At 70.7% G+C, this 24,885-nt stretch carries 23 protein-coding genes; 8 read left to right on the top strand and 15 right to left on the bottom strand.

What is annotated here, in order from left to right; genetic code table 11:
* Positions 1 to 9: 9 nt before the first annotated feature.
* The 4 genes from FHW12_RS17610 to oxyR form a co-directional block, all read right to left on the bottom strand.
* A complete protein-coding gene (locus FHW12_RS17610; protein ID WP_182532360.1) occupies positions 10 to 1,368 on the bottom strand; it encodes a (Fe-S)-binding protein in 1,359 nt (452 codons plus the stop codon).
* Positions 1,369 to 1,476: 108 nt separating this feature from the next.
* The gene (locus FHW12_RS17615) at positions 1,477 to 1,899 is read right to left on the bottom strand and encodes a rubrerythrin family protein (protein WP_131999003.1); all 423 of its coding nucleotides are present in this window, start codon (positions 1,897 to 1,899) and stop codon (positions 1,477 to 1,479) included.
* A gap of 142 nt (positions 1,900 to 2,041) precedes the next feature.
* Positions 2,042 to 2,455, bottom strand: coding sequence for a nucleoside diphosphate kinase regulator (rnk, locus tag FHW12_RS17620; protein ID WP_182532361.1), 414 nt, complete (start codon positions 2,453 to 2,455; stop codon positions 2,042 to 2,044).
* A 98-nt stretch (positions 2,456 to 2,553) separates the two neighbouring features.
* Positions 2,554 to 3,501, bottom strand: coding sequence for a DNA-binding transcriptional regulator OxyR (gene oxyR / locus FHW12_RS17625; RefSeq protein ID WP_182532362.1), 948 nt, complete (start codon positions 3,499 to 3,501; stop codon positions 2,554 to 2,556).
* 171 nt (positions 3,502 to 3,672) lie between these two features.
* On the opposite strand from oxyR, the gene FHW12_RS17630 reads away from it, so the two are divergent.
* Together FHW12_RS17630 and FHW12_RS17635 are read left to right on the top strand one after the other, a co-directional pair.
* Complete coding sequence (locus tag FHW12_RS17630) at positions 3,673 to 4,215, top strand: peroxiredoxin (protein ID WP_182532363.1); 543 nt, start codon at positions 3,673 to 3,675, stop codon at positions 4,213 to 4,215.
* 336 nt (positions 4,216 to 4,551) lie between these two features.
* On the top strand, positions 4,552 to 5,112 hold the full coding sequence (locus FHW12_RS17635) for a carboxymuconolactone decarboxylase family protein (RefSeq protein WP_182532364.1): 561 nt from the start codon (positions 4,552 to 4,554) through the stop codon (positions 5,110 to 5,112).
* A gap of 24 nt (positions 5,113 to 5,136) precedes the next feature.
* On the opposite strand, the gene FHW12_RS17640 is transcribed toward FHW12_RS17635, so the two are convergent.
* Entirely contained in the window at positions 5,137 to 6,684 is a 1,548-nt protein-coding gene (locus FHW12_RS17640) for a PLP-dependent aminotransferase family protein (RefSeq protein ID WP_182532365.1), read from the bottom strand.
* 160 nt (positions 6,685 to 6,844) lie between these two features.
* On the opposite strand from FHW12_RS17640, the gene FHW12_RS17645 reads away from it, so the two are divergent.
* The 4 genes from FHW12_RS17645 to FHW12_RS17660 all read left to right on the top strand — a co-directional run bounded on the left by FHW12_RS17645 (position 6,845) and on the right by FHW12_RS17660 (position 12,072).
* The gene (locus tag FHW12_RS17645; RefSeq protein ID WP_182532366.1) at positions 6,845 to 7,543 is read left to right on the top strand and encodes an aspartate/glutamate racemase family protein; all 699 of its coding nucleotides are present in this window, start codon (positions 6,845 to 6,847) and stop codon (positions 7,541 to 7,543) included.
* Between the two features lie 97 nt (positions 7,544 to 7,640).
* A complete protein-coding gene (locus FHW12_RS17650) occupies positions 7,641 to 10,328 on the top strand; it encodes a M1 family metallopeptidase (RefSeq protein WP_182532367.1) in 2,688 nt (895 codons plus the stop codon).
* A gap of 116 nt (positions 10,329 to 10,444) precedes the next feature.
* Complete coding sequence (locus FHW12_RS17655) at positions 10,445 to 11,533, top strand: TlpA family protein disulfide reductase (RefSeq protein WP_182532368.1); 1,089 nt, start codon at positions 10,445 to 10,447, stop codon at positions 11,531 to 11,533.
* Positions 11,534 to 11,700: 167 nt separating this feature from the next.
* Positions 11,701 to 12,072 (top strand): cupin domain-containing protein, encoded by a 372-nt coding sequence (locus tag FHW12_RS17660; protein WP_182532369.1) that lies wholly within the window; start codon positions 11,701 to 11,703, stop codon positions 12,070 to 12,072.
* A 30-nt stretch (positions 12,073 to 12,102) separates the two neighbouring features.
* On the opposite strand, the gene ftrA is transcribed toward FHW12_RS17660, so the two are convergent.
* Entirely contained in the window at positions 12,103 to 13,086 is a 984-nt protein-coding gene (gene ftrA / locus FHW12_RS17665; protein ID WP_182532370.1) for a transcriptional regulator FtrA, read from the bottom strand.
* 87 nt (positions 13,087 to 13,173) lie between these two features.
* Between ftrA and FHW12_RS17670 the strand changes: the two genes are divergently transcribed.
* Together FHW12_RS17670 and FHW12_RS17675 are read left to right on the top strand one after the other, a co-directional pair.
* Complete coding sequence (locus FHW12_RS17670) at positions 13,174 to 13,581, top strand: rhodanese-like domain-containing protein (protein WP_182532371.1); 408 nt, start codon at positions 13,174 to 13,176, stop codon at positions 13,579 to 13,581.
* Complete coding sequence (locus FHW12_RS17675; RefSeq protein WP_182532372.1) at positions 13,578 to 14,027, top strand: GNAT family N-acetyltransferase; 450 nt, start codon at positions 13,578 to 13,580, stop codon at positions 14,025 to 14,027. Before FHW12_RS17670 ends, FHW12_RS17675 begins: the two co-directional genes overlap by 4 nt.
* Here the strand turns inward: FHW12_RS17675 and FHW12_RS17680 are convergent.
* The 9 genes from FHW12_RS17680 to hemN all read right to left on the bottom strand — a co-directional run bounded on the left by FHW12_RS17680 (position 14,006) and on the right by hemN (position 24,851).
* Entirely contained in the window at positions 14,006 to 14,701 is a 696-nt protein-coding gene (locus tag FHW12_RS17680) for an SCO family protein (RefSeq protein WP_259393133.1), read from the bottom strand. The two genes, FHW12_RS17675 and FHW12_RS17680, sit on opposite strands and share 22 nt — an antisense overlap.
* Positions 14,698 to 15,516 carry a formylglycine-generating enzyme family protein gene (locus FHW12_RS17685; RefSeq protein WP_182532373.1) on the bottom strand — a complete coding sequence of 273 codons (819 nt, stop codon included), beginning with the start codon at positions 15,514 to 15,516 and terminating at the stop codon, positions 14,698 to 14,700. The genes FHW12_RS17680 and FHW12_RS17685 overlap by 4 nt, the downstream gene beginning before the upstream one ends.
* Before the next feature lie 13 nt (positions 15,517 to 15,529).
* On the bottom strand, positions 15,530 to 17,047 hold the full coding sequence (nirK, locus tag FHW12_RS17690; protein ID WP_182532374.1) for a copper-containing nitrite reductase: 1,518 nt from the start codon (positions 17,045 to 17,047) through the stop codon (positions 15,530 to 15,532).
* A gap of 137 nt (positions 17,048 to 17,184) precedes the next feature.
* A complete protein-coding gene (locus FHW12_RS17695; RefSeq protein ID WP_182532375.1) occupies positions 17,185 to 18,426 on the bottom strand; it encodes a DUF4010 domain-containing protein in 1,242 nt (413 codons plus the stop codon).
* Between the two features lie 9 nt (positions 18,427 to 18,435).
* Entirely contained in the window at positions 18,436 to 18,837 is a 402-nt protein-coding gene (locus tag FHW12_RS17700; RefSeq protein ID WP_182532376.1) for a SirB2 family protein, read from the bottom strand.
* Positions 18,838 to 19,046: 209 nt separating this feature from the next.
* A complete protein-coding gene (locus FHW12_RS17705; RefSeq protein WP_310735276.1) occupies positions 19,047 to 20,297 on the bottom strand; it encodes an NnrS family protein in 1,251 nt (416 codons plus the stop codon).
* Positions 20,297 to 22,561, bottom strand: a complete 2,265-nt coding sequence (locus tag FHW12_RS17710; protein ID WP_182532377.1) for a nitric-oxide reductase large subunit — start codon at positions 22,559 to 22,561, stop codon at positions 20,297 to 20,299. The genes FHW12_RS17705 and FHW12_RS17710 overlap by 1 nt, the downstream gene beginning before the upstream one ends.
* 123 nt (positions 22,562 to 22,684) lie before the next feature.
* Entirely contained in the window at positions 22,685 to 23,443 is a 759-nt protein-coding gene (locus tag FHW12_RS17715) for a helix-turn-helix domain-containing protein (RefSeq protein ID WP_310735277.1), read from the bottom strand.
* A gap of 25 nt (positions 23,444 to 23,468) precedes the next feature.
* The gene (gene hemN / locus FHW12_RS17720; RefSeq protein WP_182532379.1) at positions 23,469 to 24,851 is read right to left on the bottom strand and encodes an oxygen-independent coproporphyrinogen III oxidase; all 1,383 of its coding nucleotides are present in this window, start codon (positions 24,849 to 24,851) and stop codon (positions 23,469 to 23,471) included.
* Positions 24,852 to 24,885: the final 34 nt, after the last annotated feature.

Below are 24,885 nucleotides of genomic sequence, written 5' to 3' on the forward strand. Positions count from 1 at the left end.
CCTTGCAACTCAGATTCCATAGGCGTAGCGAAACAGGCCGAGCGGGCTCTCGGCGCGCGGGGAATCGCCGAGGCCGTGAGCGAGGTGCGCGCCCGCCATCGGGCAGTCGCTCGCGAAATGGTCGGGAGCGGCCTGCGCGATGCGCGCCTCCACCGGTTTGGCGATCCTGCGCGAGTTCGCGTAGGTCGCGCGCTTCACGCCGTAGGTGCCGTCGTGGCCGGAGCAGCGTTCGATCACGCTGACTTCGGTGCCCGGTACGAGCGCGAGCACGTCGCGCGTCTTCGGGCCGATGTTCTGCACGCGCTGGTGGCAGGGCGCGTGCCAGGCGACCTTGCCGAGCGCGTTGCGGAAGTCGGTCTTCAGCAGGCCGGCCTGGTGGCGTTGCCAGAGGTACTCGAACGGGTCGAACACTTGGCGGCGCAGCAGCTGCACATCCTCGTCGTCGGGGAACATCAGCGGCAATTCCTGCTTGAACATGAGCACGCACGACGGGATCGCCGCGCTGACGTCCCAGCCGTCGCGCACCGCGGCCGCGAGCAGCGGCACGTTCCTGCGCATGTACTTCTCGACGCTGTCGAGGTCGCCGAGCTCGAGCTTGGGCATGCCGCAGCAGACCTCGCGCTCGACCAGCCTGACCGCGATGCCGTTGTGGGCGAGCAGCACGGCGAGATCCTCGACCGCCTGCGGCTGCGACACGTCGCAGTAGCAGGTCGCGAACAGCACGACCTTGCCGCGCGTGCGCCCGGCCGGCACCGGCGCCGCCGCCTGGGTGCCGTCGAAATGCTTCAGGCGGCGCCGCGCGGTGTCGGCATGGAACGTCGGCAGGCGCGCGTCGGGATGCACGCCGAGCGCCTTGTCGAGCAGCGAGCGCGTCGGCGCGGCGCGGTTGGCCGCGTTGACGACGTCGACGACGAGCGGGATCGAGGCGAGCCGGCCGACCGCGGTCGTGCTCGAGAGCAACTTCGAGCCGAGCGACGTGGCGCCGTCGCGATGGCGCACCGCTTTCGCGCGCAGCATGAGGTGCGGGAAGTCGACGTTCCAGGGATGCGGCGGAACGTACGGGCACTTGGTCTGGTAGCAGAGGTCGCACAGGTAGCACTGCTCGACGACCTTCGCGTAGTCGCCCTTGGCGACGCCGTCGACCTCCATCGTCGAGGATTCGTCGACGAGATCGAACAGTGTCGGGAACGCCTGGCACAGGCTCACGCAGCGGCGGCAGCCATGGCAGATGTCGAACACGCGCTCGAGTTCCGCATCGAGCGCGGCCTGGTCGTAGAACGCGGGATTCTTCCAGTCGAGCGGGTGGCGCGTCGGTGCGTCGAGGCTGCCCTCGCGCGGTGCGGCGGACGCGTTGCGATCGTCGGCCATGCGGGCTCCAGGAACACGCGGCGGTGGGCGGATCAAGGCGCGCAGCGCCGGATCCGCCGCTAGCGCGGCTTGATCCGGCCTCCGCAGCTGTTAGCGGTCCGCTGGACCTCAGCCGCCGACTTCGCCGAGCGCCTTGGTGAAGCGGTTCGCGTGCGAACGCTCGGCCTTGGCCAGCGTCTCGAACCAGTCGGCGATTTCCTCGAAGCCTTCCTCGCGCGCGGCTTTGGCCATGCCCGGGTACATGTCGGTGTACTCGTGCGTCTCGCCGGCGATCGCGGTCTTGAGGTTGTTCACCGTGCTGCCGAACGGCAGGCCGGTGGCAGGATCGCCGACCGCCTCGAGGTATTCGAGGTGGCCGTGCGCGTGTCCGGTTTCGCCTTCCGCGGTGGAGCGGAATACCGCGGCGACGTCGTTGTGGCCCTCGACGTCCGCCTTCTGGGCGAAATAGAGGTAACGGCGATTCGCCTGCGATTCACCGGCGAACGCGGCCTTGAGGTTCTCTTCGGTGCGGCTGCCTTTCAGGTTGCTCATGATGCACCTCGTGTTGGACGGACGAAAAAGGCCCTTCCCTGGCGCGCAGGTCGAAGGTAGCACCGTCGTCGCCTGCGGTTAAATCGACGGATGCGATGGCCACGATAGGCGCCGGCTATCACGATAGGCGCCGGCTATGACGTCAGCGATGCAGGTCGCCCGCTGCCTCCGGCTGGTAGTGGATCGCGTCGACGCGCAGGGTCATGCGGCGCCCGCCCGGCATCGGCCACTGCATCGTCTGGCCGATGCGCAGGCCGAGGATCGCGCTGCCGACCGGCGCGAGCACCGACACGCGACCGGCGTCGCCGTCGGCGTCGCGCGGGTAGACGAGCGTGAGGTCGTAGGCGTCGCCGTTGTCGAGGTCGACCGCGCGCACGCGCGAGTTCATCGTGACGACGTCGTTCGGCATCTGCGCGGGCGCGAGCACGTCCGCGCGCGCGAGTTCGTCGCGCAGCGCGATCGCGCCCGCCTGGTCGCGGTACGCGGGCGCGTCGAGCATGGCTTCGATGCGCTCGAGGTCGAGGCTGGAGACGACGATCGGGGGAGAAGCGGACATCGGTTCCAAGGCGAAACTCCATCGTGGATCGGCGCGCGACGTGGCGCCTGCATCCGGCCACCGTAGTGCAACGCGCAGGGTTTCTCAAACCCGGCGCGTCAGTTGCGCGCGGCCCCGCGCGGCTTGCGCGCCGGTGCGGATGCGCGCGCATCGAGCAGTTCGCGCGGCAGCGCGCGCACGACCGTGGCGAGGCGCTTGAGGAACACCGCGAGCGCCGAGCTCTTGCGCCAGACCATCGCGATGCGCCGGCTCGGTGGATCGCCGCGGAACGGCACGAGATGGATGTCCGCCGACGGCGCGATCGGCGGCTGCACGGCGAGGTTCGGCAGCAAGGTGATGCCTACGCCCGCGGCGACCATCTGGCGCAGCGTTTCCAGGCTCGTCGCGCGGAAGCCGCTGCGCTCGCTCGCGCCGGCGAGGTGGCACACCTCGAGCGCCTGGTCGCGCAGGCAGTGGCCGTCCTCGAGCAGCAGCAGGTTCTGGTCGGCGAGTTCGTCGAGCTTGAGGCTCGCGTGCGTCGCGAGCGGATGCGTCTGCGGCACCGCGAGCACGAAGTCCTCCTCGAACAGGAATTCCTGGTGCAGCTGCTCGTCGTGGATCGGTAGCGCGAGGATGCCGGCGTCGAGGCGGCCTTCGCGCAGCAGGCGCAGCACGACTTCGGTCTTCTCCTCGGTCAGCAGCAGTTCGAGGCGCGGGAAGCGCTCGCGGATGCGCGGCACCACGTGCGGCAGCAGGTAGGGCCCCAGCGTCGGGAAGATGCCGAGGCGCACCGTGCCCGATTCGGGATCGAGCGTGCGCCGCGCGATCGCGCGGATCTGCTCCACTTCGTTGAGCACCTCGCGCGCGCGCTGCGCGATCTCGCGGCCGACTTCGGTCAGCAGCACCTTGCGCGGCGTGCGTTCGACCAATGCGACGCCGAGTTCTTCCTCGAGCTTGCGGATCTGCGTCGACAGCGTCGGCTGGCTCACGAAGCTCGCTTCGGCGGCGCGGCCGAAGTGGCGGTGTTCGGCGAGGGAGACGAGGTAGCGGAGGTCGCGCAGGTTCATGGCGGCGGCTGTGAAGGCGACGCTGGCGATTGAACCACTCTATCGATAGCATATCAACAATCGATTTGAATGATCGATCGGCGGGCCCTATCCTTGGTTCCCGTCGGCGCTTCCCCGCGCCATCCGCTACCCACCCACCGTTTCGAAACCCGCTCCATGGAGGAGTTCAGCATGTTGACCGTTGGCGACAAGTTCCCGGAGTTCAACCTCAAGGCGACCGTCTCGATCGAGAGCGTCGAGAAGGCGTTCTTCCCGATCAGCAACACGACCTACAAGGGCAAGTGGCTGCTCGTGTTCTTCTACCCGAAGGACTTCACGTTCGTCTGCCCGACCGAGATCAAGGGCTTCGGCGACCTCAACGCGCAGTTCGCCGACCGCGACTGCCAAGTGCTCGCCGCGAGCACCGACAGCGAGTTCGTCCACCTCGCGTGGCGCAAGGACCACAAGGACCTGCGCGACCTGCCGTTCCCGATGCTCGCCGACACCGCCAAGCGCCTGTCGAGCGCGCTCGGCATCCTCGACGAGGAAGAGGGCGTGGCCAAGCGCGCGACGTTCCTGGTCGATCCGGAAGGCGTGATCCGCTTCGCCTACGTGACCGACGGCAGCGTCGGCCGCAACCCGCAGGAAGTGCTGCGCGTGCTCGACGCGCTGCAGACCGACGAACTGTGCCCGTGCAACTGGAAGCAGGGCGAAGAGACGTTGAAGGTCGCCTGACACCGCGCTTGTGCGATGCCCTCGGGCATCGCACGCGGTGGCCGGCGGGTGAGGCAGGAGCCGAACGGCTGCGCACCAAGGACGGTTGCTTGCCGCCACTGCGTGGGCGATGCCTCCGGCGTCGCCCATGCTTCGGGCGATGAGCTTGCCTCACGACGTTTCACCCGGCTTCGCGCTCTCCCTCCCTCTCCGCGCGAGGCCGGCTCCCGGGCGGCGGTGCTCCCGCCGCCCGGCCTCTTTCCCGGCGCTCCGTCGCCGCGACGGCGCGATGCACGCATCGCCCGTTGACCCCATGAATGCGCGGCACGCTCGCGCGAACGAAGAACAGGAGCCACCATGAGCCTCGAAGCGATCCGCGACCAGTTGCCCGACTACGCGAAGGACCTGCGCCTCAACCTCGACGCCGTGCTCGGCGAGTCCGGCTCGCCCGGCCTTTCCGCCAAGCAGATCGCGATCGTCGCGATCGCCAGCGCGATCTCCGCGCGCCATGAGCCGCTCACCCGGGCGGTGGTCGCGAAGTTCGCCGGCACGCTCAGCGACGCCGAAGCGAACGGCGCGCGCGCGGCCGCCGCGATCATGGCGATGAACAACATCTACTACCGCTTCACCCACCTCGTCGGCAACGAGGAGTACGCGACGATGCGCGCGGGCCTGCGCATGAACGTCATGGCGAACCCGGGTTGCGACAAGATCGATTTCGAGCTCGCCTCGCTCGCGGTGTCGGCCGTCAACGGCTGCGGCATGTGCATGGAATCGCACGAGAAGACCCTGCAGAAGCACGGCGTTGCCGCGCAGGCGATCCAGAGCGCGGTGCGCATCGCCGCCGTGCTGCACGCGGTCGGCGTGACCGCCGAGCAGTCGGGAGCGGCCGCGCCGGCGCTCGCCGCGGCGGCCTGATCGCCGGTGCGATCGGCTGCCGGTTCAGGCGCGCTGGCGCCGGTCGTCCTCGTGCAACGATGCTGCACGCGTGCCCATCGCCGCACGCGTCGGCGGCGCGCGGCGCAACGGTGCGCAGCGCGCAAGCGCGCGGGCCATCCGCTCGACCGCCTGCTCCAGTTCCGCCTCGTCGTGCCAGCTGAAGGCGAGGCGCATCGCCTGGAGTTCGCGTCCGCGCAGGTCGTACGGCATCGCCGCGGCGAACTGCACGCCTTCGCGCGCGCCCTCGCGTACCCAAGCGCCGAGATCGATCGCGGCATCGACGCGCACCCACAGCGCGAGGCCGCCTTCGGCGACGCGGAAGTCGAGCGCGCCACCGAGGCGCCGCCGCAACGCGCCCGCGAGCACGTCGCGGCGCGCGGCGAACACGCGGCGCAGGCGCCGCACGTGGCGCAACAGCTCACCGTCCTCGAACAGCTCCGCGATCGCGCCTTCGAGCGCGGCGTCGCAGCGCGGGTCGCTCGCCGCGCGCAACTGGGCGAGGCGCTCGAACACCGGCGCCGGCGCGACGACGAAGCCGGTGCCGATGCCCGGTGCGAGCAGGTTCGCGAGCGAGCCGACGTAGACGACATTGCCGCCGCCCGCGCCCGCAGCGAGCGGCAGCACCGGCTTGCCGGCGTAGTGGAACTCGTGGTCGTAGTCGTCCTCGACGATCGCGACGCGATGGCGCAGCGCGAGTTCGGCGAGGCGCGCGCGCCGCGCCGCGGACATCACCGCGGTGGTCGGGAACTGGTGGTGCGGGGTGAGGAACACCGCGCGCACGCGCGTTCGCTCGAGCAGTGCCGCGAGCGCGTCGACGCGCAGGCCTTCGTCGTCCAGCGGCAGCGGCGCGAGTTCGGCGCCGGCGAGCCGCAGCGCGTTCCACGCCGGCGGATAGCCGAGCTCCTCGACCGCGACGACGTCGCCGGGTGAAACCAGCGCGCGCGCGACGAGGTCGATGCCTTGCTCGATGCTGCGCGTGACCATCGTGTTCGCCGGCATCGCCGGCAGGCCGCGCGAACGCGCGAGCATGTCGGCGAGTGCGCCGCGCAGGCGCGCATGACCGCACGGGCCGCCGGCGCCGAGCGCGCCGCGCCCGCGCGATTCGATCGCGCGGCGGAATGCACGCGCGAGCGCACGCGCGGGAAACAGGCGCGGATCCGGCGCGCCGCTGCCGAGCTGGAGCGCGCCGGGCGCGGGCACCGCCGGCGCGACGAAGCGCGTCGGCGCGAGCGGCGCGAGCGCGAAGGTCGGCGCCGCCGGCAACACGGGCGCGCATGGCCGCACGCGCGCGAGCGGCGTCGCCGCGGTCACGAACGTGCCACCGCCGACGCGCGTGCGCACGCTGCCCTGTGCAGCGAGTTCGTCGTATGCGGCGACGATCGTGTTGCGGTTCAGGCCGAGCAGGGCGGCGAGTTCGCGCGAGCCGGGCAGGGCGTCGTCGGCGCGCAGGCGACCGCGGCGGATGTCGTCGGCGATCGCGTCGGCGAGCTGCAGGAACAGCGGCTGGCTGCTGTGCGGGTCGAGCGAAACGGCGAGTTCCCAGCGTCTCATGCCGTTCAGACGCGGCCGGACCGGCGATCGTCGCAGATCCGCCGCCGCGGGCGGTCCGGTCGCGGGCGGCGTAGCCTTGTACTCGCGCGCGCGGCTCGCCGATGATCGGGTGGCGCGACCACGCCGCGTGATCGCATCCGCCCGCTGCCCGGAGACGCCCATGTCGAAGCCGATCGGCATCGTCGCCTGTTCCGCCGAAGGCGCCGCGCTCTGCTACCGCACGATCTGCATCGAAGGCGCGCAGGGGCTCGGCCAGGCGCATGCGCATCCCGAGGTGTCGCTGCACACGCACTCGCTCGCCGACTACGTCGCCCGCATCGAGCGCGACGACTGGCCCGCGGTCGCCGACCTCATGCTGTCCTCGGCGCACCGGCTCGCGCGCGCAGGCGCCGCGTTCCTCGTCTGTCCCGACAACACGACCCACCAGGCGATGCCGTGGGTCGAGCCGGCGTCGCCGCTGCCGTGGCTGCACATCGCCGACGTCGTCGCCGCCGAGGCGCAGCGGCGCGGCTTGCGCCGGCTCGGCCTGACCGGCACGCGCTGGCTCGTCGACAGCGAGGTGTACCCGCGGTCGCTTGCCGCGCACGACCTCGACTGGCGCCGGCCACCGGTCGAGCAGCGCGTGGAAGTCGGCCGGATCATCATGGACGAACTCGTCGCGGGCGTGCGCGAACCCGCGTCGGTCGCCTACCTGCTGCGCGTGATCGAAGGCCTGCGCGACGCCGGCTGCGACGCGGTCGTGCTCGGGTGCACCGAACTCCCGCTCGTCGTCGACGATGGCAACGCCTGCCTGCCGACGCTCGACTCGACCCGCCTGCTCGCGCGCGCCGCGCTGCGCCGTTCGATCGCCGGGGCATGACGTTCCGCCCATTGCCGATGGCCGCGCCGGCATGGTCAAGTGGCGGCTTCGTGCCGGGGGCAGGGGGTCCGCGGCGAACCCTTGCGGAGACGTCCCGATGCGCATGCGCGCCCTGATCCTGTCAAGCCTGCTCGCCAGCGGCGCCGCCGTCGCGAAGGAGGAGGGCGTGCCGACCGGCAAGCTGCCGGCCGACGTGGCGCCGCTGCACTACGCACTGCACCTCACCGTCGATCCACGCCGCGACCGTTTCGACGGCGAGGCGCGCATCCGCGTCAGGCTCGCGAAGGCGAGCGACCACGTCTGGCTGCACGCGCAGCAGATGAACATCCGCGCCGCGCGCGTGACCGACGCCGCGGGCGCGACCAGCGACGCGCAGGCGGTCGCGCATGCCGACGGCGGCGTGCTCGAAGTGCGCTTCGCGCATCGCCTCGCCGCGCAGGAGGTCGAACTCGCGTTCGACTACGACGCGCCGTTCAACGGCCAGCTCGAAGGCGTCTACAAGGTCAAGGTCGGCGACGACGCCTACGCGGTCACGCAGATGGAGCCGGTCAGTGCGCGCCTCGCGTTCCCCGGTTTCGACGAGCCGCGCTTCAAGGTGCCGTTCGACCTCGCGCTGACCGTGCCGGTGCAGGACGTCGCGGTGGCGAACACGCGTCCGCTGCGCGAGGAGAAGTCCGCCGACGCGAAGTGGAAGACGATCGCCTACGCGACCACGCCGCCGCTGCCGACCTACCTCGTCGCGTTCGCGGTCGGCCCGTGGGACGTCGCCGAGGCCGCGCCGATTCCGCCGAACGCGGTGCGCAAGAGCGCGCTGCCGCTGCGCGCGATCGGTCCGCGCGGCAGCAAGGACAAGCTCGCCTGGGCGCTCGAGGTCGCGCCCGCGATCGTCAAGTTCTACGAGGACTACACCGCGCAGCCGTATCCGTTCGACAAGCTCGACCTGCTCGGCGCGCCCGACTTCTCCGCCGGTGCGATGGAGAACGCGGGACTCATCATCTACCGCGACGCCTACCTGCTCACCGACGCGCACTCGGCCGCCGACCACTACCGCAGCGTGTTCAACATCGAGGCGCACGAGATCGCGCACCAGTGGTACGGCGACCTCGTGACCGTGCCCTGGTGGGACGACATCTGGCTCAACGAGGCCTACGCGACCTGGGGCCAGGCGAAGGCGACGTCGGCGTTGCGACCCGAATACCACGCCGACCTCGAATCGCTCGAGGCGCGCCTGTACGCGATGGCGAACGACAGCCTGCTCAGCACGCGCAAGATCCGCCAGCCGATCCTCGGCCGCGGCGACATCGAGACCGCGTTCGACAGCATCACCTACCAGAAGGGCGCCGCCGTGCTCGCGATGTTCGAGCGCTGGGTCGGCGAGGACACGTTCCGCAAGGGCATGCGCGAATACCTCGCGAGCCACGCGTTCGGCAGTGGCAGCTCGGACGACCTCATCGCGTCGCTGACCCAGGCGAGCGGCAAGGGCGATGCGTTCGCGAAAGGCATGCGCAGCTTCCTCGACCAGCCCGGCGTGCCGCTCGTGCGCAGCGAACTCGCCTGCAACGCCGGCAAGGCGACGCTGAAGCTCGCGCAGTCGCGCTACCTGCCGTACGGCGTGCTGTCGAAGGACGCGCCGCGCTGGGGCGTGCCGGTGTGCGCGCGCTTCGGTCGCGGTGGCGGTTCCGACGCGCAGTGCTTCCTGCTCGAACGGCCCGAGCAGCAATTCGACGTCGCCGGCAGCTGCCCTGACTGGTACCTGCCGAACGCCGATGCGCGCGGCTACTACCGCTTCGACCTCGCCGCCGACGACCTCGGTCGACTCGGTGCGGCCGCCGCGAAACTCTCCGCGCCCGAACAGCTCGTCTATGCCGACGCGGTCGACAGCGGCTTCCGCCGCGGCAGCGTGTCCGCGGGCGCGCTGCTCGACGCGATGCCGCCGCTCGCCGGTGCGGACATGCCGCAGGTCGCGACCGCGCTGCTCGGTCGCTACGAATGGATCCGCGAACACCTCGCCGACGCCGCGACGAGGCCCGCGCTCGATGCCTGGGTCACGCGCCTGTACGCGCCGCGCCTGGTCCGGCTCGGCTGGCGCCGCAAGGACGGCGAGCCCGGCACCGACACCGCGATGCGCACGCGCATCGCCGAGTTCCTCGCGATGGTCGTGCGCGATCCGGCGACGCGCGCCGAACTCGCCAAGCAGGGCCGCGCAGCGCTCGCGCTCGACGGCGGTGGCAAACCCGATCTCACGCGTGCCGACGCCGACCTGCTCGTGACCGCGCTCAAGGTGACCGTGCAGGACGGCGGCGAACCGGCGTTCGACGCGGCGCAGGGGGCGTTCGAAGCGGACCGCGACACGACCGAACGCTACGCGCTGCTCGGCGCGCTCGGCGCGACGCGCGATCCCGCGCTCGGCGCGCGCGCGCGCGACTATGGCCTCTCCGCCGCGGTGCAGATCGGCGAGATGGGCCGCCTGTACGAGGCGCAGGCGGACGAACCGGAGAATCGCGCGGCGCTGTGGCAGTGGCTCACGCAGCATTTCGCTGCCTACCGCAAGCGCCTGCCGCCGTTCGCGCAGGCGTGGTTGCCGAAGACGTTCTCGCCGGGACGTTGCAGCGTCGCCGACGCGGACGAGATGTCGGCATTCCTCGCGCCGCGCGCGAAAGACCTCATCGGCGGCGATCGCGGCCTCGGCCAGGCGCTCGAAGGCATCCGCCAGTGCGGCGCGTTGCGCGAGCACGTCGATCGCAAGGCGCTCGCCGAATGGGTCGCCGCGCACGCGGTGAAGTAGCCCCGCCGACTGGTTCCATCGAAGCGCGCGCGACTGGCGCGCGCTTCGCGTCCGGCGCGGCGTAGCGTGACGATGCGGCCCACCCGAGTCGCCGCACTCGCCGAATGCAACCCACGATGGATCCGACGTCTGCTCCCGCGCTGCCGTTCCCGGCCTCCCGTTCGTCCACGCGCGAGGCGTGGATCGCCGCCTTGTCGCTCTGCCTCGTCTTTGTCGCGGCGCCCGTGCGCGCAGGCCCCGGCGAGGACTTCGCGCGGGAAGCCGGCGCCACGCAGGTCGGTCGGCTCGCACCCGCGGCGCGCATGACGACGATCGACGGCACGACGATCGACCTCGCCGCGCTGCGCGGCCACAAGGCCGTCTACCTCAAGTTCTGGGCGACCTGGTGCTCGCCGTGCCGCGCGCAGATGCCGCACTTCGAACACGCGCAGCAGGGCGCCGGCGATGATCTCGCCGTCGTCGCGATCAACCTCGGGTTCGACGACACGCCCGAACAGGTGCGCGCGTTCCGCGACGAATTCGGCCTGACCATGCCGGTCGTGCGCGACGAGGACGGCCGCCTCGCCGGGCTGTTCGGCGTGCGCGTGACGCCGCAGCACGTCGTCATCGATCGCGACGGCGTGATCCGCTACGTCGGCCACCTCGCTGACGCGCGCCTCGACGCGGCGCTCGCCGACGCACGCCGCGTGCGCGCGGGCGCGTCGCAGGAGGTGAAGGCGGCACCCGCCGCGAGCGCGACCGACGCGATCGTGCTGCGCGTCGGCGACCCGGCGCCGTCGCAGCGCGTCCGCTCGCTCGGCGGCGACGAGGTCGCACTCGCCGATCCGCAGCGGAGCCGGCGCAGCGTGGTCGCGTTCTTCTCGCCGTGGTGCGAAGGCTATTTCGAGAAGACGCGCCCCGGGTCCTCGGCACGCTGCCGCGCGCTGCGCGAGCAACTGCTCGAACTCGGCGGCGACGCGCGACTGCGCTGGGTCGGCGTGGCCTCCGGGCTGTGGGCGTCCGAACAGGACCTGCGCGAATGGCGCGACCGCGAACACGTCGCGGTGCCGCTCGTGCTCGATCGCGACGGCGCGCTGTTCCGCCGCTTCGGCGTGCAGCGCGTGCCGCTCGCCGTCGTGCTCGGCGCGGACGGCCGCGTCGAACGACGCATCGACTTCGAGCATGCCGACCTGCACGACGCGTTGCGCGTCGAGGGCGCGCGGTAGCCATGGCGGATTTCCCCGCGAAGTCGACGTGGCGCCCGGACGCCGGCGATCCGCGCCATCGCGTGCGCGTGGGTGCGCACTACAATGCGGACATGTCGATGGCGGGCAGAACGCGCCTGCTGCGACCGATCACCCCGAAGGCCGCCGCTCGCGGCGATGGAGGTTCCATGTCGAAGATCGTTTCGCCGGCGAGCGTCGCCGCCGGCCTGACCGAGTTCTGGTCGCCGCGCGTCGTCGCTTCGCTCGACGACTCCTACGTCAAGGTCGCCAAGGTGCACGGCACGTTCGGCTGGCACGCGCACGACGACGAGGACGAGTTGTTCTACATCCTCGGCGGCCACCTGCGCATCGAGATGGCCGACGGTGCGGTCGAACTCGACGCGGGCGACGCCTACGTCGTGCCGAAGGGCGTGCGCCACAACCCGGTCGCCGAGAACGAGTGCCTGGTCATGCTGATCGAGCGCAAGACGACCTTGCATACCGGCTCGGAAGTCACCGAACGCACGCGCAGCCTCGCGGACCAGCTGCGACCGGCCTGACGACCGGAGCCGCGTGCGGCACAAACGCGCTCAGCGGCGACGTTCACTCGCGAAGCGCTCGCGATACGCGCGCGGGCTGGCACCGACGCGCCGGCGGAAATGGTGGCGCAGCGTGGTCGCGGTGCCGAAGCCGGTCAGGTCGGCGATGCGCTCGACCGAGTGGCGCGAGTCCTCGAGCAGTTCGCGCGCGCGTTCGACGCGCGTGCGCACGAGCCAGTCGGTCGGCGTGAGGCCGGTCGCCGCCTTGAAATGGCGCATGAAGCTGCGTTCGCTCATCGACGCCATGCGCGCGAGCCGCGCGATCGACAGCGGTTCGGCGAGGCGCCGGCGCATCGTATCGAGCAGCGGCGACAGCGCATGCCGATCGACGGCCTCCACCGGGCGTTCGACGTACTGCGCCTGGCCGCCGTCGCGGTGCGGCGGGATCACGAGCCGGCGCGCGACGTGGTTGGCGACGCGTGCACCCCAGTCGCGCCGCACGAGGTGCAGGCACAGATCGAGCCCGGCGGCGCTGCCGGCCGACGTCAGCAGCGCGCCCTCGTCGATGTACAGGACGTCGGGATCGACCTCGATCCGCGGGTAGCGACGGCGCAGCGCGTCGGCATAGCGCCAGTGCGTGGTCGCGCGGCGGCCGTCGAGCAGCCCGGTCGCGCCGAGCACGAACGCGCCCGAGCAGATTGACAGCAGGCGCGCGCCGCGCGCGTGAGCGTCGCGCAGCGCGTCGACGATGCGCGCGGGGACCGGTACCTCGACGCCCTTCCAGCCCGGGATCACGATCGTGCCGGCGCGGCGCAGGCGCTCGAGTCCGTGCATCGCCGAGAGGCGCAGGCCGTACTGGCCGCGCAGCGGTCGGCGCTCGGCCGCGCACGTCTCGAAGCGATACCAGCCTGCGCCGAGCTCGGGGCGGGCGAGGCCGAACACTTCCGCCGCGCAGGAGAACTCGAACGCGCACAGCCCGTCGTAGGCGAGGGCGACGACGAGCGGATTGGACGGTGCCTTCGATCGCCTTGGCATGATTTGATCGATGAGTGGCGGTGCCGCCAATTGTGCGCGGGCCGCCCGCGCCGAACAATGCCCGCCACGTCCACCGTGGAGATCGCCATGTCCAACGCCGTCACCGAAGTCGCCGCCGCGCCGGCGGAACTCGCGCTGCGCCACTTCGAGGCGCAATTCGCCTACGAAACCGATTGCTGGGACACGCACGAGGCGTTGCAGTCGCCCGCGCCCGGTTTCGTGCTCGTCGACGCGCGCAGCCCGGCGATGTACGCGCGCGGCCACGTGCCCGGCGCGATCAGCCTGCCCCACCGCAAGATCATCGCCTCGCGCATGGCGGCATATCCGCCGTCGACCTTGTTCGTGACCTACTGCGCCGGCCCGCATTGCAATGGCGCGGCACGCGCGGCGGTGCGCCTCGCGCGGCTCGGTTTCGCGGTGAAGCTCATGGCCGGCGGGATCACCGGCTGGCTCGACGAGGGCTTCGCACTCGAGGCGGACGGCGCGCCGGAATGACGCCCGTGCTCGTGCGCTGCGCGCGCGGTGTCGACGCGGCGGTGCTCGCGGTGCTGTGCGCCGAACATGCCGCCTACGAGCGCGCGGCGTTCGAAGGCACGCGCGAGGCTCTGCGCGCGGCGCTCGACGCGTCGTCGCCGCGCCTGTTCGCATGGCTCGCCGAGTGCGACGGCGTAGCGGTCGGCTATGCGAGCGCCTCGTTCGAGTACTCGACCTGGCAGGCGCGCGAGTTCCTGCACATGGATTGCCTGTACCTGCGCGAGCACGCGCGCGGCGCGGGCGTCGGCAGGGCGTTGTTCGAGGCAACCGTCGCGCATGCGCGCGCGTTTGGCTGCGCCGAGCTGCAATGGCAGACGCCGGCCTGGAACGATGGTGCCGCGCGCTTCTACCGGCGCATCGGCGCGGCGCCGGCGTCCAAGCTGCGCTACCGCTTCGCGCTGGCCTGATCGCCCAGCGCGCGGCTCGCGGTGGCGACGAAGTCGGGATCGGCTTCCCCCAGTCGATCGCTGCGCGCGAGGATGCGTCCGTCCGCGTCGAGCAGCACGAGCGCGCTCGAATGGCTGAACTCGCGGTTCTCGAGCTGCTTGTACTGGATGCCGAGCATCGCCGCGAGGCGGCGCACGTGCGTCGCGTCGGTGCGCGCGAGGCGCCAGCGCGACGTGTCGAGGTGGCGTTTGTCGGCGATCCGCTTGAGCGCGTCCGGCGTGTCGTTGTCGGGATCGAGGCTGACCAGCAGTACGTCGAGGCGTTCGCGCCCGGCGGGTGCGAGTTCGCGTTCGGTCTTCAGCAACGTGTCGATGATGAGCGGGCAGACGTACTTGCACGAGGTGTAGAACATGCTGACGATGCGCGCGCGACCGCGGCCGTCGGCGAACGCGAACGCGCGACCGTCCTGGTCGACCAGCGGTACCGCGAGGTGGTAGGTCGAATCGCGCGGCAGTTCTCCGGCGCCGGCACGCGCACATGCGAAACCGAGGCCGAACAGCATGGCGCACAGCGCGACGAATCGCAGGATCGAGCGCAGCCGCGGCATCGGCGCGCCTTCACATCGCGCGACGTTGCTGCCGCAGCACAGGCAGGGCAGGGCGTCCCGTTCGGCGTGGTCGTGCATCGGTTTCATGGCGTCACCGGGGTGTCGGAAGCGCGCGCGCAGCGGAAGCCGAGGTTCGCGGTCGTGTCGACCGCCTGCAGCGACGACAGCAGCGCGATGCGCATGAGCAGGGCGTAATTGTCGCGATCGCGCAGGCTGAGTGCGGCCGAGCCGCAGAACTTCAGCCGGTCGGGATCGCTCTGGTCGCGGCTGTCGGAGGTGACCATCATCGAGGCCTGGTCGTCGACCCATTCCCAGACGAGGCCGTGCAGGTCGCGCACGCCGTACAGGTTCGGAGCAGCGCCGATCACCGCGAGCGGCGCGCTCGACGGCTTCGCGTACCAGTCGAGCAGTTGCCGGCGCCAGGCTGGATCGCCGCGCGCGTCGGCGACGGTGGTGCTCGCGGCGGCGGCGCGTTCCCATTCGATCCAGCTCGGCAGGCGCGCGTGCTCCGATTCGCAGTAGGCCTGCGCGGCGAACCAGCTCACCTGCGTGACCGGCTGCGCCGGCGACGCCTGTTCGCCGAGCGCATCCGCGGCCCGCCAATGCGCGAGGTAGCGAGCATCGGCGAACACCGATGGCACGCGGTCGCGCCGCCACTCGGGATGCGCCGCGACGAACGCGAGGAACTCCGCGTTCGTGACCGGCTCGACGCGCAGCGCGTACGCGGCGACCTGCACCGGCTTCGCGCTCGCCTCGGTTTCGATCACGCTGGTGAAGCCGGTCGCGGGGATCGTCGCGTAGGCCGGCGCCGCCGCGTGCGCGATGCACGGCAGGGCCGCGCACGCCGCGATCGCGGCGACACGCAGTGCCGGCGTGCATCGATGCGGCGTGCGTGCGTCCATCGGCGTGCGTCCGTCAGTGCGCCGGCGCCGCGGCGGCGGGCGGAGCCGCGCGCACCTTCGCCGCGTCGTCCTTGTGCACCTGGCCACCCGGGTTACCCCAGCTGTTCAGCACGTAGGTCGCGATGTTGGCGACTTCGTCGTCGGTGAGCTGGGTCATCGGCGGCATCACCGAGTTGTATTCGGTGCCGTTGACGGTGACCTTGCCGTTGAGGCCGTGCAGCATGATGTCGACGATGCGCGTCGGCTCGGCGGCGAGCAGGCTCGACTTCGCGAGTGGCGGGAACACGTTCGGCAGCCCCTGGCCGTTGGCCTGGTGGCAGACCGAGCAGGTGCCGGTGAACAGCACCTGGCCCGCCTTGATCTGGTCGTCCTTGGTCAACGCGCCGCTCGCCGCCGCTTTCGCCGCGACGGCGACCGGTTTGAGGTTCGGTTCCGAGCGGTCGCCGAGGTAGACCGAGTCGACTTCCTTGCCCGAATAGATCGCCTTGTTCTCCGGGCCGTCGACCTTGAGGATCGCGAGCGCGCCCTTGTTGAACGCGCGGAAGATCGAATGGTCGACGAGCACGTAGCTGCCGGGCACCTCGGTGTGGAACTCGACGATCGCGGCGCCGCCGGCGGGAATCAGCGTGGTCTGCACGTTCTCCTGCGGATGCGTGCCGCCTTCGGGCTGCACGCGGTCGAAGATCTCGCCGATCACGTGGAAGCTCGAGACGAGGTTCGGGCCGCCGTTGCCGACGAACAGGCGCACGGTCTCGTTGGTCTTCGCGGCGAGTGCCTTGTCGCCGGTGAGCGCGCCCTCGTGGCCGTTGAACAGCACGTAGGTCGGCGATTCGTCGATCGCCTTCTCCATGTCGAATGGCTGGTGGCCCTTCTCGCGGTACTTGCCGCCCGTGTAGAAGTCGCCCTGCATCACGTAGTACTCGTGGTCGACCTTCGGCAGGCCCTCGGGCGGCTCGACGAGGATGAGGCCGTACATGCCGTTCGCGACGTGCATGCCGACCGGCGCCGTCGCGCAGTGGTAGACGTAGATGCCCTGGTTGAGCGCCTTGAACGTGAACTGCGATTCGTGCCCGGGCGCGGTGAAGCTCGACGCGGCACCGCCGCCGGGGCCGGTCACGCCGTGCAGGTCGATGTTGTGCGGCATCTTGCTGTCGGGCGAGTTCTTCAGGTGGAACTCGACCGTGTCGCCCTGGCGCACGCGGATGAAACTGCCCGGCACGGTGCCACCGAACGTCCAGAAGGTGTAGGTGACGCCCTCGGAGATGGGCATCTCCTTCTCGACCACTTCGAGTTCGACGATCACTCTCGCCGGTTGCGTGCGGTTCGTCGGTGGGGGCACTTCCGGCGGACTCGTGAGCACCGCATGGACCGGCTCGCCCTGCGGCGGACCGAAGTCACCCCGGGCGGAGCCGCCGGTGGTGGCCGCGGCTGGAGCGTTCGCGGCGACGGCTTCATTCGTTCCGGTCGAGCGACCGGTGCAACCGGCCAGCGCGGCGGCGCTGACGGCGACGGCGAGCAGCAAGCGTTTCATCGGTGACCCCTCGTTGCGGCGACGTGTTTTCCTGTCGTCAGCGTCTCCGATACGGGCACGATCCGCCTTGACCCGGATCAAGCGCGGCGATGTACGAGAGGAGGCCGAACGCCGCAGCGCAGTCACGCTGCCGCGCGTCAGCGCGACAGCGCGTACGCGAGCAGCAGCGCCGCATCGATCACGAGCACGCCGCCGATCAGCGGCCGCGCGAACGCGGTGCCGCCCGTGGCGAGCGCGGCGACGCACTTGACGAACGAGTTGGCGACGAACGCGAGCGTGATGCCGAGCGCGGCCTGCGGCAGCGGCAACGTCGCCGTCGCCGCGAGCTGGCCGAGCGACACAGACGCCGCGTGCACGTCGGCGAGCCCCGCGGCTGCCGCGCCGAGCAATGCACCGCGATCGCCGATCCATGCGTGCAGCGCCGCCGACAGCAGCAGCGCGGCGGCGACGATCGCAGCGAACAGCAGGGCGTGGCGCAGGTCGAATGGCCGCGACGCGGTCGACGCGGGCGCGTCGTGGTCGGTCGAGCGCGCGCGTGCGACCCACGCGCCGGCGAGCACGGCGGCGGCGAGGCCCGCACACACCAGCGCCGGCGCCAGCGCGACCAGTAGCGGCGGCGATGTCGCCGCGAGGATCACGCCGATCTGCACGACGGTCGGGATGTTGGACAGCAGCGCGGCCGCGATCGCCGCGCCACGTGCATGCGGCGCCGCCGTCGCGCGCTGGCCCATGCCGCCGATCGTCGCCGTGCTCGACACGAATCCGCCGAGGAAGCCCGCGAGCAGCAGGCCGCGGCGCGCGCCCAGCGTGCGCAGTGCGACGTAGCCGGCCGCGTTGATCGCCATCACGAGCACGACCAGCAGCCACAGCTTGCGCGGATTGAGCACGCCGAACGGGTCGATCGCGCGGTCGGGCAGCAGCGGCAGCACGATCAGCGCCGAGGCGGCGAGCAGCAGCAGGTCGTCGAGTTCAGCGTCGCCCAGCGACTGGCGCGTGAAGCGGTGCAGCCACGGCTTGCTCGCTAGCACGATCGCGGTGAGCACGTACAGGCCCGCGGCGAGTTGCGCCTGCGTCGTCGCGAGCGCGCCGAGCAGGTAGACGAGCAGCAGCGCCATTTCGCTGGTCAGGCCGGGATCGCGCGTGCGCGAATGCAGGTAGGCGAGGCCGGCATACAGTACGACCGCCGCGCCGCCAAGCGCGAGCGCGACCGCACCGAGCAGCGCGCCGACCGCGCCGGCGAGCGCGGCGAGCACGCAGGTGCGCGCGCCGATCGCGTCGCGCTCCGGGCCGGTGCCCTTGCCGCGCTCGCGCTCGATGCCGACCAGCAGGCCGCCGCCGAGCGCGGCGAGGAAGCCGTACAGCAGCGCAGGTTCGGGCATCGTCGCGGCTCAGTGGACCAGTCGGCCGAGTATGCCCCACGGATCGTGCGCGCGAGCGATCGTCACGATGAAGGCGAACACGAACAGCGCGGCGAAGTAGCAGATGACCTGCACGCGCCGCGTGCGGCCGCGCTTGAGCGCGAGGGTGCCGAGCGCGATGTAGACGACGAGCAGCAGCACCTTCGCGGTGAGCCAGGCGTGCACGAACGGATACTGGTGCAGGATCGTCACGAGCATGAGCGCGGCGGTCAGCAGGGTCGTGTCGATCGCGTACGAAAGCCAGCGCAGCGCGGCGTGCTGCGCCCAGTGCGAGCGCGCGAGCATGAGCACGCCGCGCAGCATGAACAGGCCGCCGGAGAGGATCACGGCGGTGACGTGGACGAACTTGATCTGCGGGTAGAACTCGATCACGTTATTCAGGGCTGAGAGCTGGAAGCTGAGAGCTGGGGGCTACGGCACAGCGCGAGGCCTCGACCGTAACATGACGTCATTCCCGCGCAAGCAGGACAAGCGCGAAGCGCGCAGAACGCCCGAAGGGCGGCTCCGAAGGAGCGAGCGCAGCGAGTAGTCCATTGCTCTTCGAGCGCGCAAACCGAAGCGACGAGGCGTGCGCGCCGACGTCACCCCGGCTTGCCGTCGACGCGCGGCGTGAGGAAGATCCACGCCGATCGCAGTACCCACGGCAGGAACGCGAGCAGCCAGCCGAACGCGGCGACCACGAGCCAGCGCGGCAGGTCGGCCGAAAATTCCGCGTGCAGCCGCACGATCGCGACGCCCTGCATCAGGCAGAACGTCAGCCACGGTATGCGCCCCATTTCGAGCGGTCGGCCCGAATGGCCCTGCGTCACGCGCGTGACCATTGCGACGAGCATCGAACCGAAGTAGCCGACGGTCAGCGCGTGCGCCGGTGCGCGCGCGAACAGGAAGCCGTGGTCGGTGAACGCGAGCAGGCTCTGCGCGGCGTACAACGCGAACGCGACCCATAGCCACGCGCCGGCGAAGTGCAGCACGGCGAGCAGACCCGGCCGCAGGCATTTCCACGGCTGCCAGCCGAGCCAGTGCACGAGGAAGAACAGCGCGAGCGGCGCGTCGGCGAGCCAGAGGACATTCTGGTGATGGCCGAGGTCGAGCGCGAGGTGCACGAGCAGCAGCGCCCACATCGACGGCAGGCTCCACGCCGGCTTGAACGCGCGGTAGCGCGGGCCGACGACGTTGCCGCTGAAGAACGGGATCATGCGGTGGCAGACCGTGAAGTAGACCGGCAGCAGGAATCCGAACGTGCCGAGGCGGATCGCGACGTAGGCGAACTGCCAAGGCGCGCCGAGCGCGAACGCGCCGAACGCGGCGAGGCCGCAGGCGCCGAGCACGAGCGCGACGTAGCACGACAGCGCGTGCCGATCCTTCGCGCCGTTGCGCACGAGCACGCCGCCGAGCGCAGCGAGGCCGGCGAGCCAGCCGGCGAGCATGACGCCGATGCCGCCGACGAGCAGCGCCTTCGAACCGAGCAGGCCCGCGTGCGCGACGAGATAGCCGCCGAACAAGCCGGCGAAGACCGGCACGTAGCGACGTCGCGCGAGCGCAGGCTGCGCCATCCAGCGCGGGAACACCGTGAGCAGGAAGCCGAAGATGAACGGTGCGAGCATGCCGTACTGCGCGAACACCGCGTGCGCCCAGCCGGGCGGAACCGGCGCCGCCGGAAACGCGTGCCCGAAATAAGCCGCCGCGAGCCAGCACGCCCACCACAGCATCGACACGATCACTGCGCTCGCGCCGGCGAAGAACAGCAGCCGATGCGGCGCAGCCGCGAGCTGCAAGGGCAGCGTCGCGAAGGCGGCGCCCCACGCGGTCGCGCCGTCGCGATGCATGTCCATCACGCGCGCTCCGGCAGCATCGCTGGCGTGCTCGCACGTGGCGCAATCCACAGGCGCAGCGCGAACCCGCCGAACAGCAGTGCGCCGACCGCGAAAATCGTGTCGCCCGGCATGCGCATCCAGATCAGCAGGTGCACGATCGGCTGGTCCATGAAGTGCTCCGAGCGCGCGAACCAGTAGCCGTGTTCGAGCGCGGCCGACAGCTGCAGCACGCCGAGCGGCAGCAGGGTTAGCAGCGCCATCAGCGCGAGGCCGATGTTGAGCGACCAGAATGCGCCGCGCAGGCGTCCGTCGTTCCACGGCACTGCGGGTCGCAGGCCGCGCAGGCAGAACAGCATGAGGCCGAGGCCGAGCATGCCGTACACGCCGAACAGCGCGGTGTGCCCGTGCAGCGGCGTGAGGTTGAGGCCCTGCATGTAGTACAGCGCGAGTGGCGTGTTGATGAGGAAGCCGAACAGGCCGGCACCGACGAGGTTCCAGAACGACACCGCGAGGAAGAACATGATCGGCCAGCGGTAGCGCGCCATCCACGGCGTCGCGCGGCCGTGCGACCAGGTTTCGTACGCCTCCATGCCGATCAGCGCGAGCGGCACGACTTCGAGCGCGGAGAACGACGCGCCGAGCGCGATCACCGCGGTGGTGGTGCCGGCGAAGTAGAGATGGTGGAACGTGCCGAGCACGCCGCCGGCCATGAACACGATCGTCGCGAACAGCACGTTGACCGTCGCCGTGCGCGCGCGCACGAGGCCGAGCCTGACGAACAGGAACGACATCACCGCGACCGCGAACACTTCGAAGAAGCCCTCGACCCACAGGTGCACGACCCACCAGCGCCAGTATTCGACCACCGAGATGTGCGTGTGCTCGCCCCACATGAGGCCGGCGGCGTAGAACGCGGCGATCGCGACCGTCGACAGGAACAGCAGGCCGACGATCGAGGCGAGATCGTCCTTGCGCCGCAGCGCGGGCCAGAGCGCGCGACCCATGAGCACCAGCCAGAGCACGAGGCCGACGAACAGGAACAGTTGCCAGAAGCGGCCGAGGTCGACGTATTCCCAGCCCTGGTGGCCGAACCAGAAGTTGTTCGCGAGGCCGAGCTTCTGCATCACCGCGAACCACTGGCCGGCGAACGCGCCGACGACGATCACGAGCAGGCAGCACCAGAGCGCATTGACACCGAGGCGCTGGAACTTCGGTTCGTGGCCGGACACGGCCGGCGCGATGTACAGGCCGGTGCCGAGCCACGCGGTGGCGATCCACAACACCGCGAGTTCGGTGTGCCAAGAACGCGACAGCGAGTACGGCAGCACGTCGGAGATCGCCATGCCGTAGAAGTCCTTTTCGACCTGGTAGTGCGCAGTGACGGCGCCGAGCAGGATCTGCGCCAGGAACAGCGCGATCACGACCCAGAAGTACTTCGCGGTCGCGCGCATCGACGGCGTGATCTTCAGGCCGGCGAGCGGATCGCTCGCTGGCGGCGCGAGGTGTGGCTCGTTGCGATGCCACACCGCGTAGTGCCAGGCGAGCAGGCCGATGCCAGCGATCATGAAGAGCACGCTGAACACGGTCCAGAGGAACGCGCTCGAGGTCGGCGTGTTGCCGACCAGCGGGTCGTACGGCCAGTTGCTCGTGTAGCTCATCGCTGCGCCGGGGCGCGTGGTCACGGTCGCCCAGGCGGTCCAGAAGAAGAACGCGGTGAGTTCGCGGCGGTGCTCCACGGTGTCGACCGTGCCGTCGCGCATCGCGTAGGTCGCGCGCAGCTTCGCTGTGGCGGGATCGTTGCCGAACAAACTCTCGTAGTGGGCCGCGACGTTCGATATCGCGATCGCGCGATCGTCCGACACGGCGAGCGTGCCGCTGCCGGCATCGAACGCGTTGGTCCGCAGCTCCTTGCGCAGGCGCGCCTTGAGCACTTCCTGGCGGCCCTCGTCGAGCGATGCCCAGGCCACGCCGTCGTCGCGTCGTGCCCACATGCCGAGCAGTTCGTCGGCTTCGCGATGCAACCAGTCGGCGCTCCAGTCGGGCGCGATCAGCGCGCCGTGGCCCCAGATCGAACCGAGTTGCTGGCCGCCGATGCTCTGCCACACCTGGCGGCCGGCCTCGATGTCCGCGCGCGTGTACAGCACCTGCCCGCCGGGCGTGGCGACGCGCTCGGGCAGGGGCGGCGCCTGATGATGGATTTCCCGGCCCATCCACAGCAACACGGCGAACGTGGCGCCGAGCAGGCAACCGAGGGCGATCCAGAGACGGGATGTCGTCGACATCGCAGCACTCCTTGAAGAGGATGCCGCGATCGTGCCGCGCTCCCGCCCCGGCGGCACTGACGTGGATCAATCGACGTGCGCCTCGGCGGCCGGGAAGCCCGTGCGAGTGCGCGGAGTGGCAGTTCAGCGATCGAGGATCGGTCGCGCGAGCGCGTACAGCTCGGCCGGCTTCGCGATGGTGAGGTCGCGGCCGTCGACGCGGATGAGTCCCTGGTCCTGGAACCGACGCAGCACCCGACTGACCGTCTCGGCGGCGAGGCGCAGGTAGTTCGCGATGTCGCCGCGCGACATCGCCAGATGCAGCGCGCCTGGCGCGAAGCCGCGTTCGGCGTAGCGCCGGCCGAGCAGGACGAGGAACGCGGCGAGGCGCTCGTCGGACGAGTAGTCGCCCGCGAGCAGGGCCTTGCCGCCGATGTCCTTGCTCATGCGGCGGAACAGTTCGCGCTGGATGCCGGGCAGGCGCGCCGCGAGCGTCGACAGCGCGGGGAACGAGAAGCGGCAGACTTCGGTCGGCTCGAGTGCGATCGCGTCGCACGGATAGCACTCGGGATGGATCGCGTCGAGGCCGACGAGTTCGCCCGGCAAGTGGAAGCCGAGCACGAGTTCGCGTCCTTCGAGGTCGACGACGCGCGTCTTCACGGTGCCGCTGCGCACCGCGTAGATCGCGCCGAACCGTTCGCCGTTGCGGAACACTGCTTCGCCGGCGCGATACGGGCCGACATGCTCGACCAGGCAGTGCAGCTCGTTCAGCGCGAGCTTGTCCACGCCGCGGTCGCAGCACACCGCGCCGAACGCGCAGGTCGAACAGAAGCGCAGTGCGTCGCCGTCGTCGGCGATCGGGGCGCGCGTCGCGCGACCGGTCGCAGCCCGATCATGGCCCACGCGCACCTCCGCCGGTCCGCCGGTCTCAGACCGCGCGAGAGTAGCGGACATCGGAACTCTCCGCATACGCGTCGAAGCAGCGCGCGATGTTGCGCAGGAGGAAGCGGCCACGCGCGGTCACGCGGATGCGCGCGGGCGTGCTCTCGACCAGTCCGTCCTGCTCGAGCGCGCGCAGCTGTCGCAGCGAGTCGCGGAAATACAGTGCGAAGTCGAGCGAGTAGCGCTCCTCGAATGCCGCGACGTCGACGTCGCCGCCGCACATGAGCTGCTGGATGACGTCCGCGCGCACGAGGTCGTCGGCGTCGAGGCGCAGGCCGCGCGCGACCGGCAACCGCCCGCCGTCGAGCGCCGCGTAGTAGCCGACGAGGTCCTTCGCGTTCTGGCTGAAGGTGTCGCCGACGTGGCCGATCGCGCTCATGCCGAAGCCGACGAGGTCGCAGGCGGCATGGGTCGAATAGCCCTGGAAGTTGCGATGCAGCGTGCCGTTGGCGAGCGCGCGCGCGAGGTCGTCGTCGGGCAGCGCGAAATGGTCGACGCCGATGTGCACGTAGCCGGCTGCGGTCAGCATCTCGACCGTCTGTTGCAGCAACGTCAGGCGGGTTCCCGCATCCGGCAGTTCGTACTTGTCGATTTGCCGCTGCGCCTTGAAGCGCTCCGGCAGGTGCGCGTAGCCGTACGCGGCGATGCGGTCCGGCGACAGCGCGATCACCTGCTCGAGGGTCGTCGCGAACGACTCCGGCGTCTGCCGCGGCAGGCCGTAGATGAGGTCGAGGTTGATCGAGCGCACGCCGCCGCGGCGCGCGCCGATCATCACCGCGGCGGTCTCGTCGACGCCCTGCACGCGATTGACCGCCTGCTGCACGGCCGGATCGAAATCCTGCACGCCGATCGACACGCGGTTGATGCCGGCCGCGGCGACCTGTCGTGCGTAGTCCTCGCTGCAGTAGCGCGGGTCGAGCTCGATGCCGAACTCGCGGCTGCCGTCGCGGCTGAAGCCGAAATGGCGCTCGAGCGAGTCGATCAGCTCGACGAGTTGCTCGACGTCGAGGAAGTTCGGCGTGCCGCCGCCGAAGTGCAGCTGGGCGAGCACGCGGTCGCGATCGAAGCGTGCGGCGACGAGCTCGATCTCGCGATGCAGGCGGGTCAGGTAGCTGGCCGCCTTGCCACGGTCGTGCGTGACGATGCGCGCGCAGCCGCAGTAGAAGCACGGGGACAGGCAGAACGGCACGTGCACGTAGGCGGACAGGTCGCGCGGGATCGGGTCGCCGTTGGACGCCTTGATCGCGCGCAGCAGGTCGGCTTCGCCGAAACTCTCGCGAAAATGCGGCGCGGTCGGATACGAGGTATAGCGCGGCGCGCCGACGTCGTAGCGCGCGATGAGGTTGCGGTCGAAGGCGGTCGCGTTCATGGTGTCATGATCCGCGAACCGCGCGGGGCTGCCT

Origin of the sequence: Dokdonella fugitiva (assembly GCF_014138265.1) — a bacterium.
In the GTDB taxonomy this organism is placed as follows: Bacteria; Pseudomonadota; Gammaproteobacteria; order Xanthomonadales; family Rhodanobacteraceae; genus Dokdonella_A; species Dokdonella_A fugitiva_A.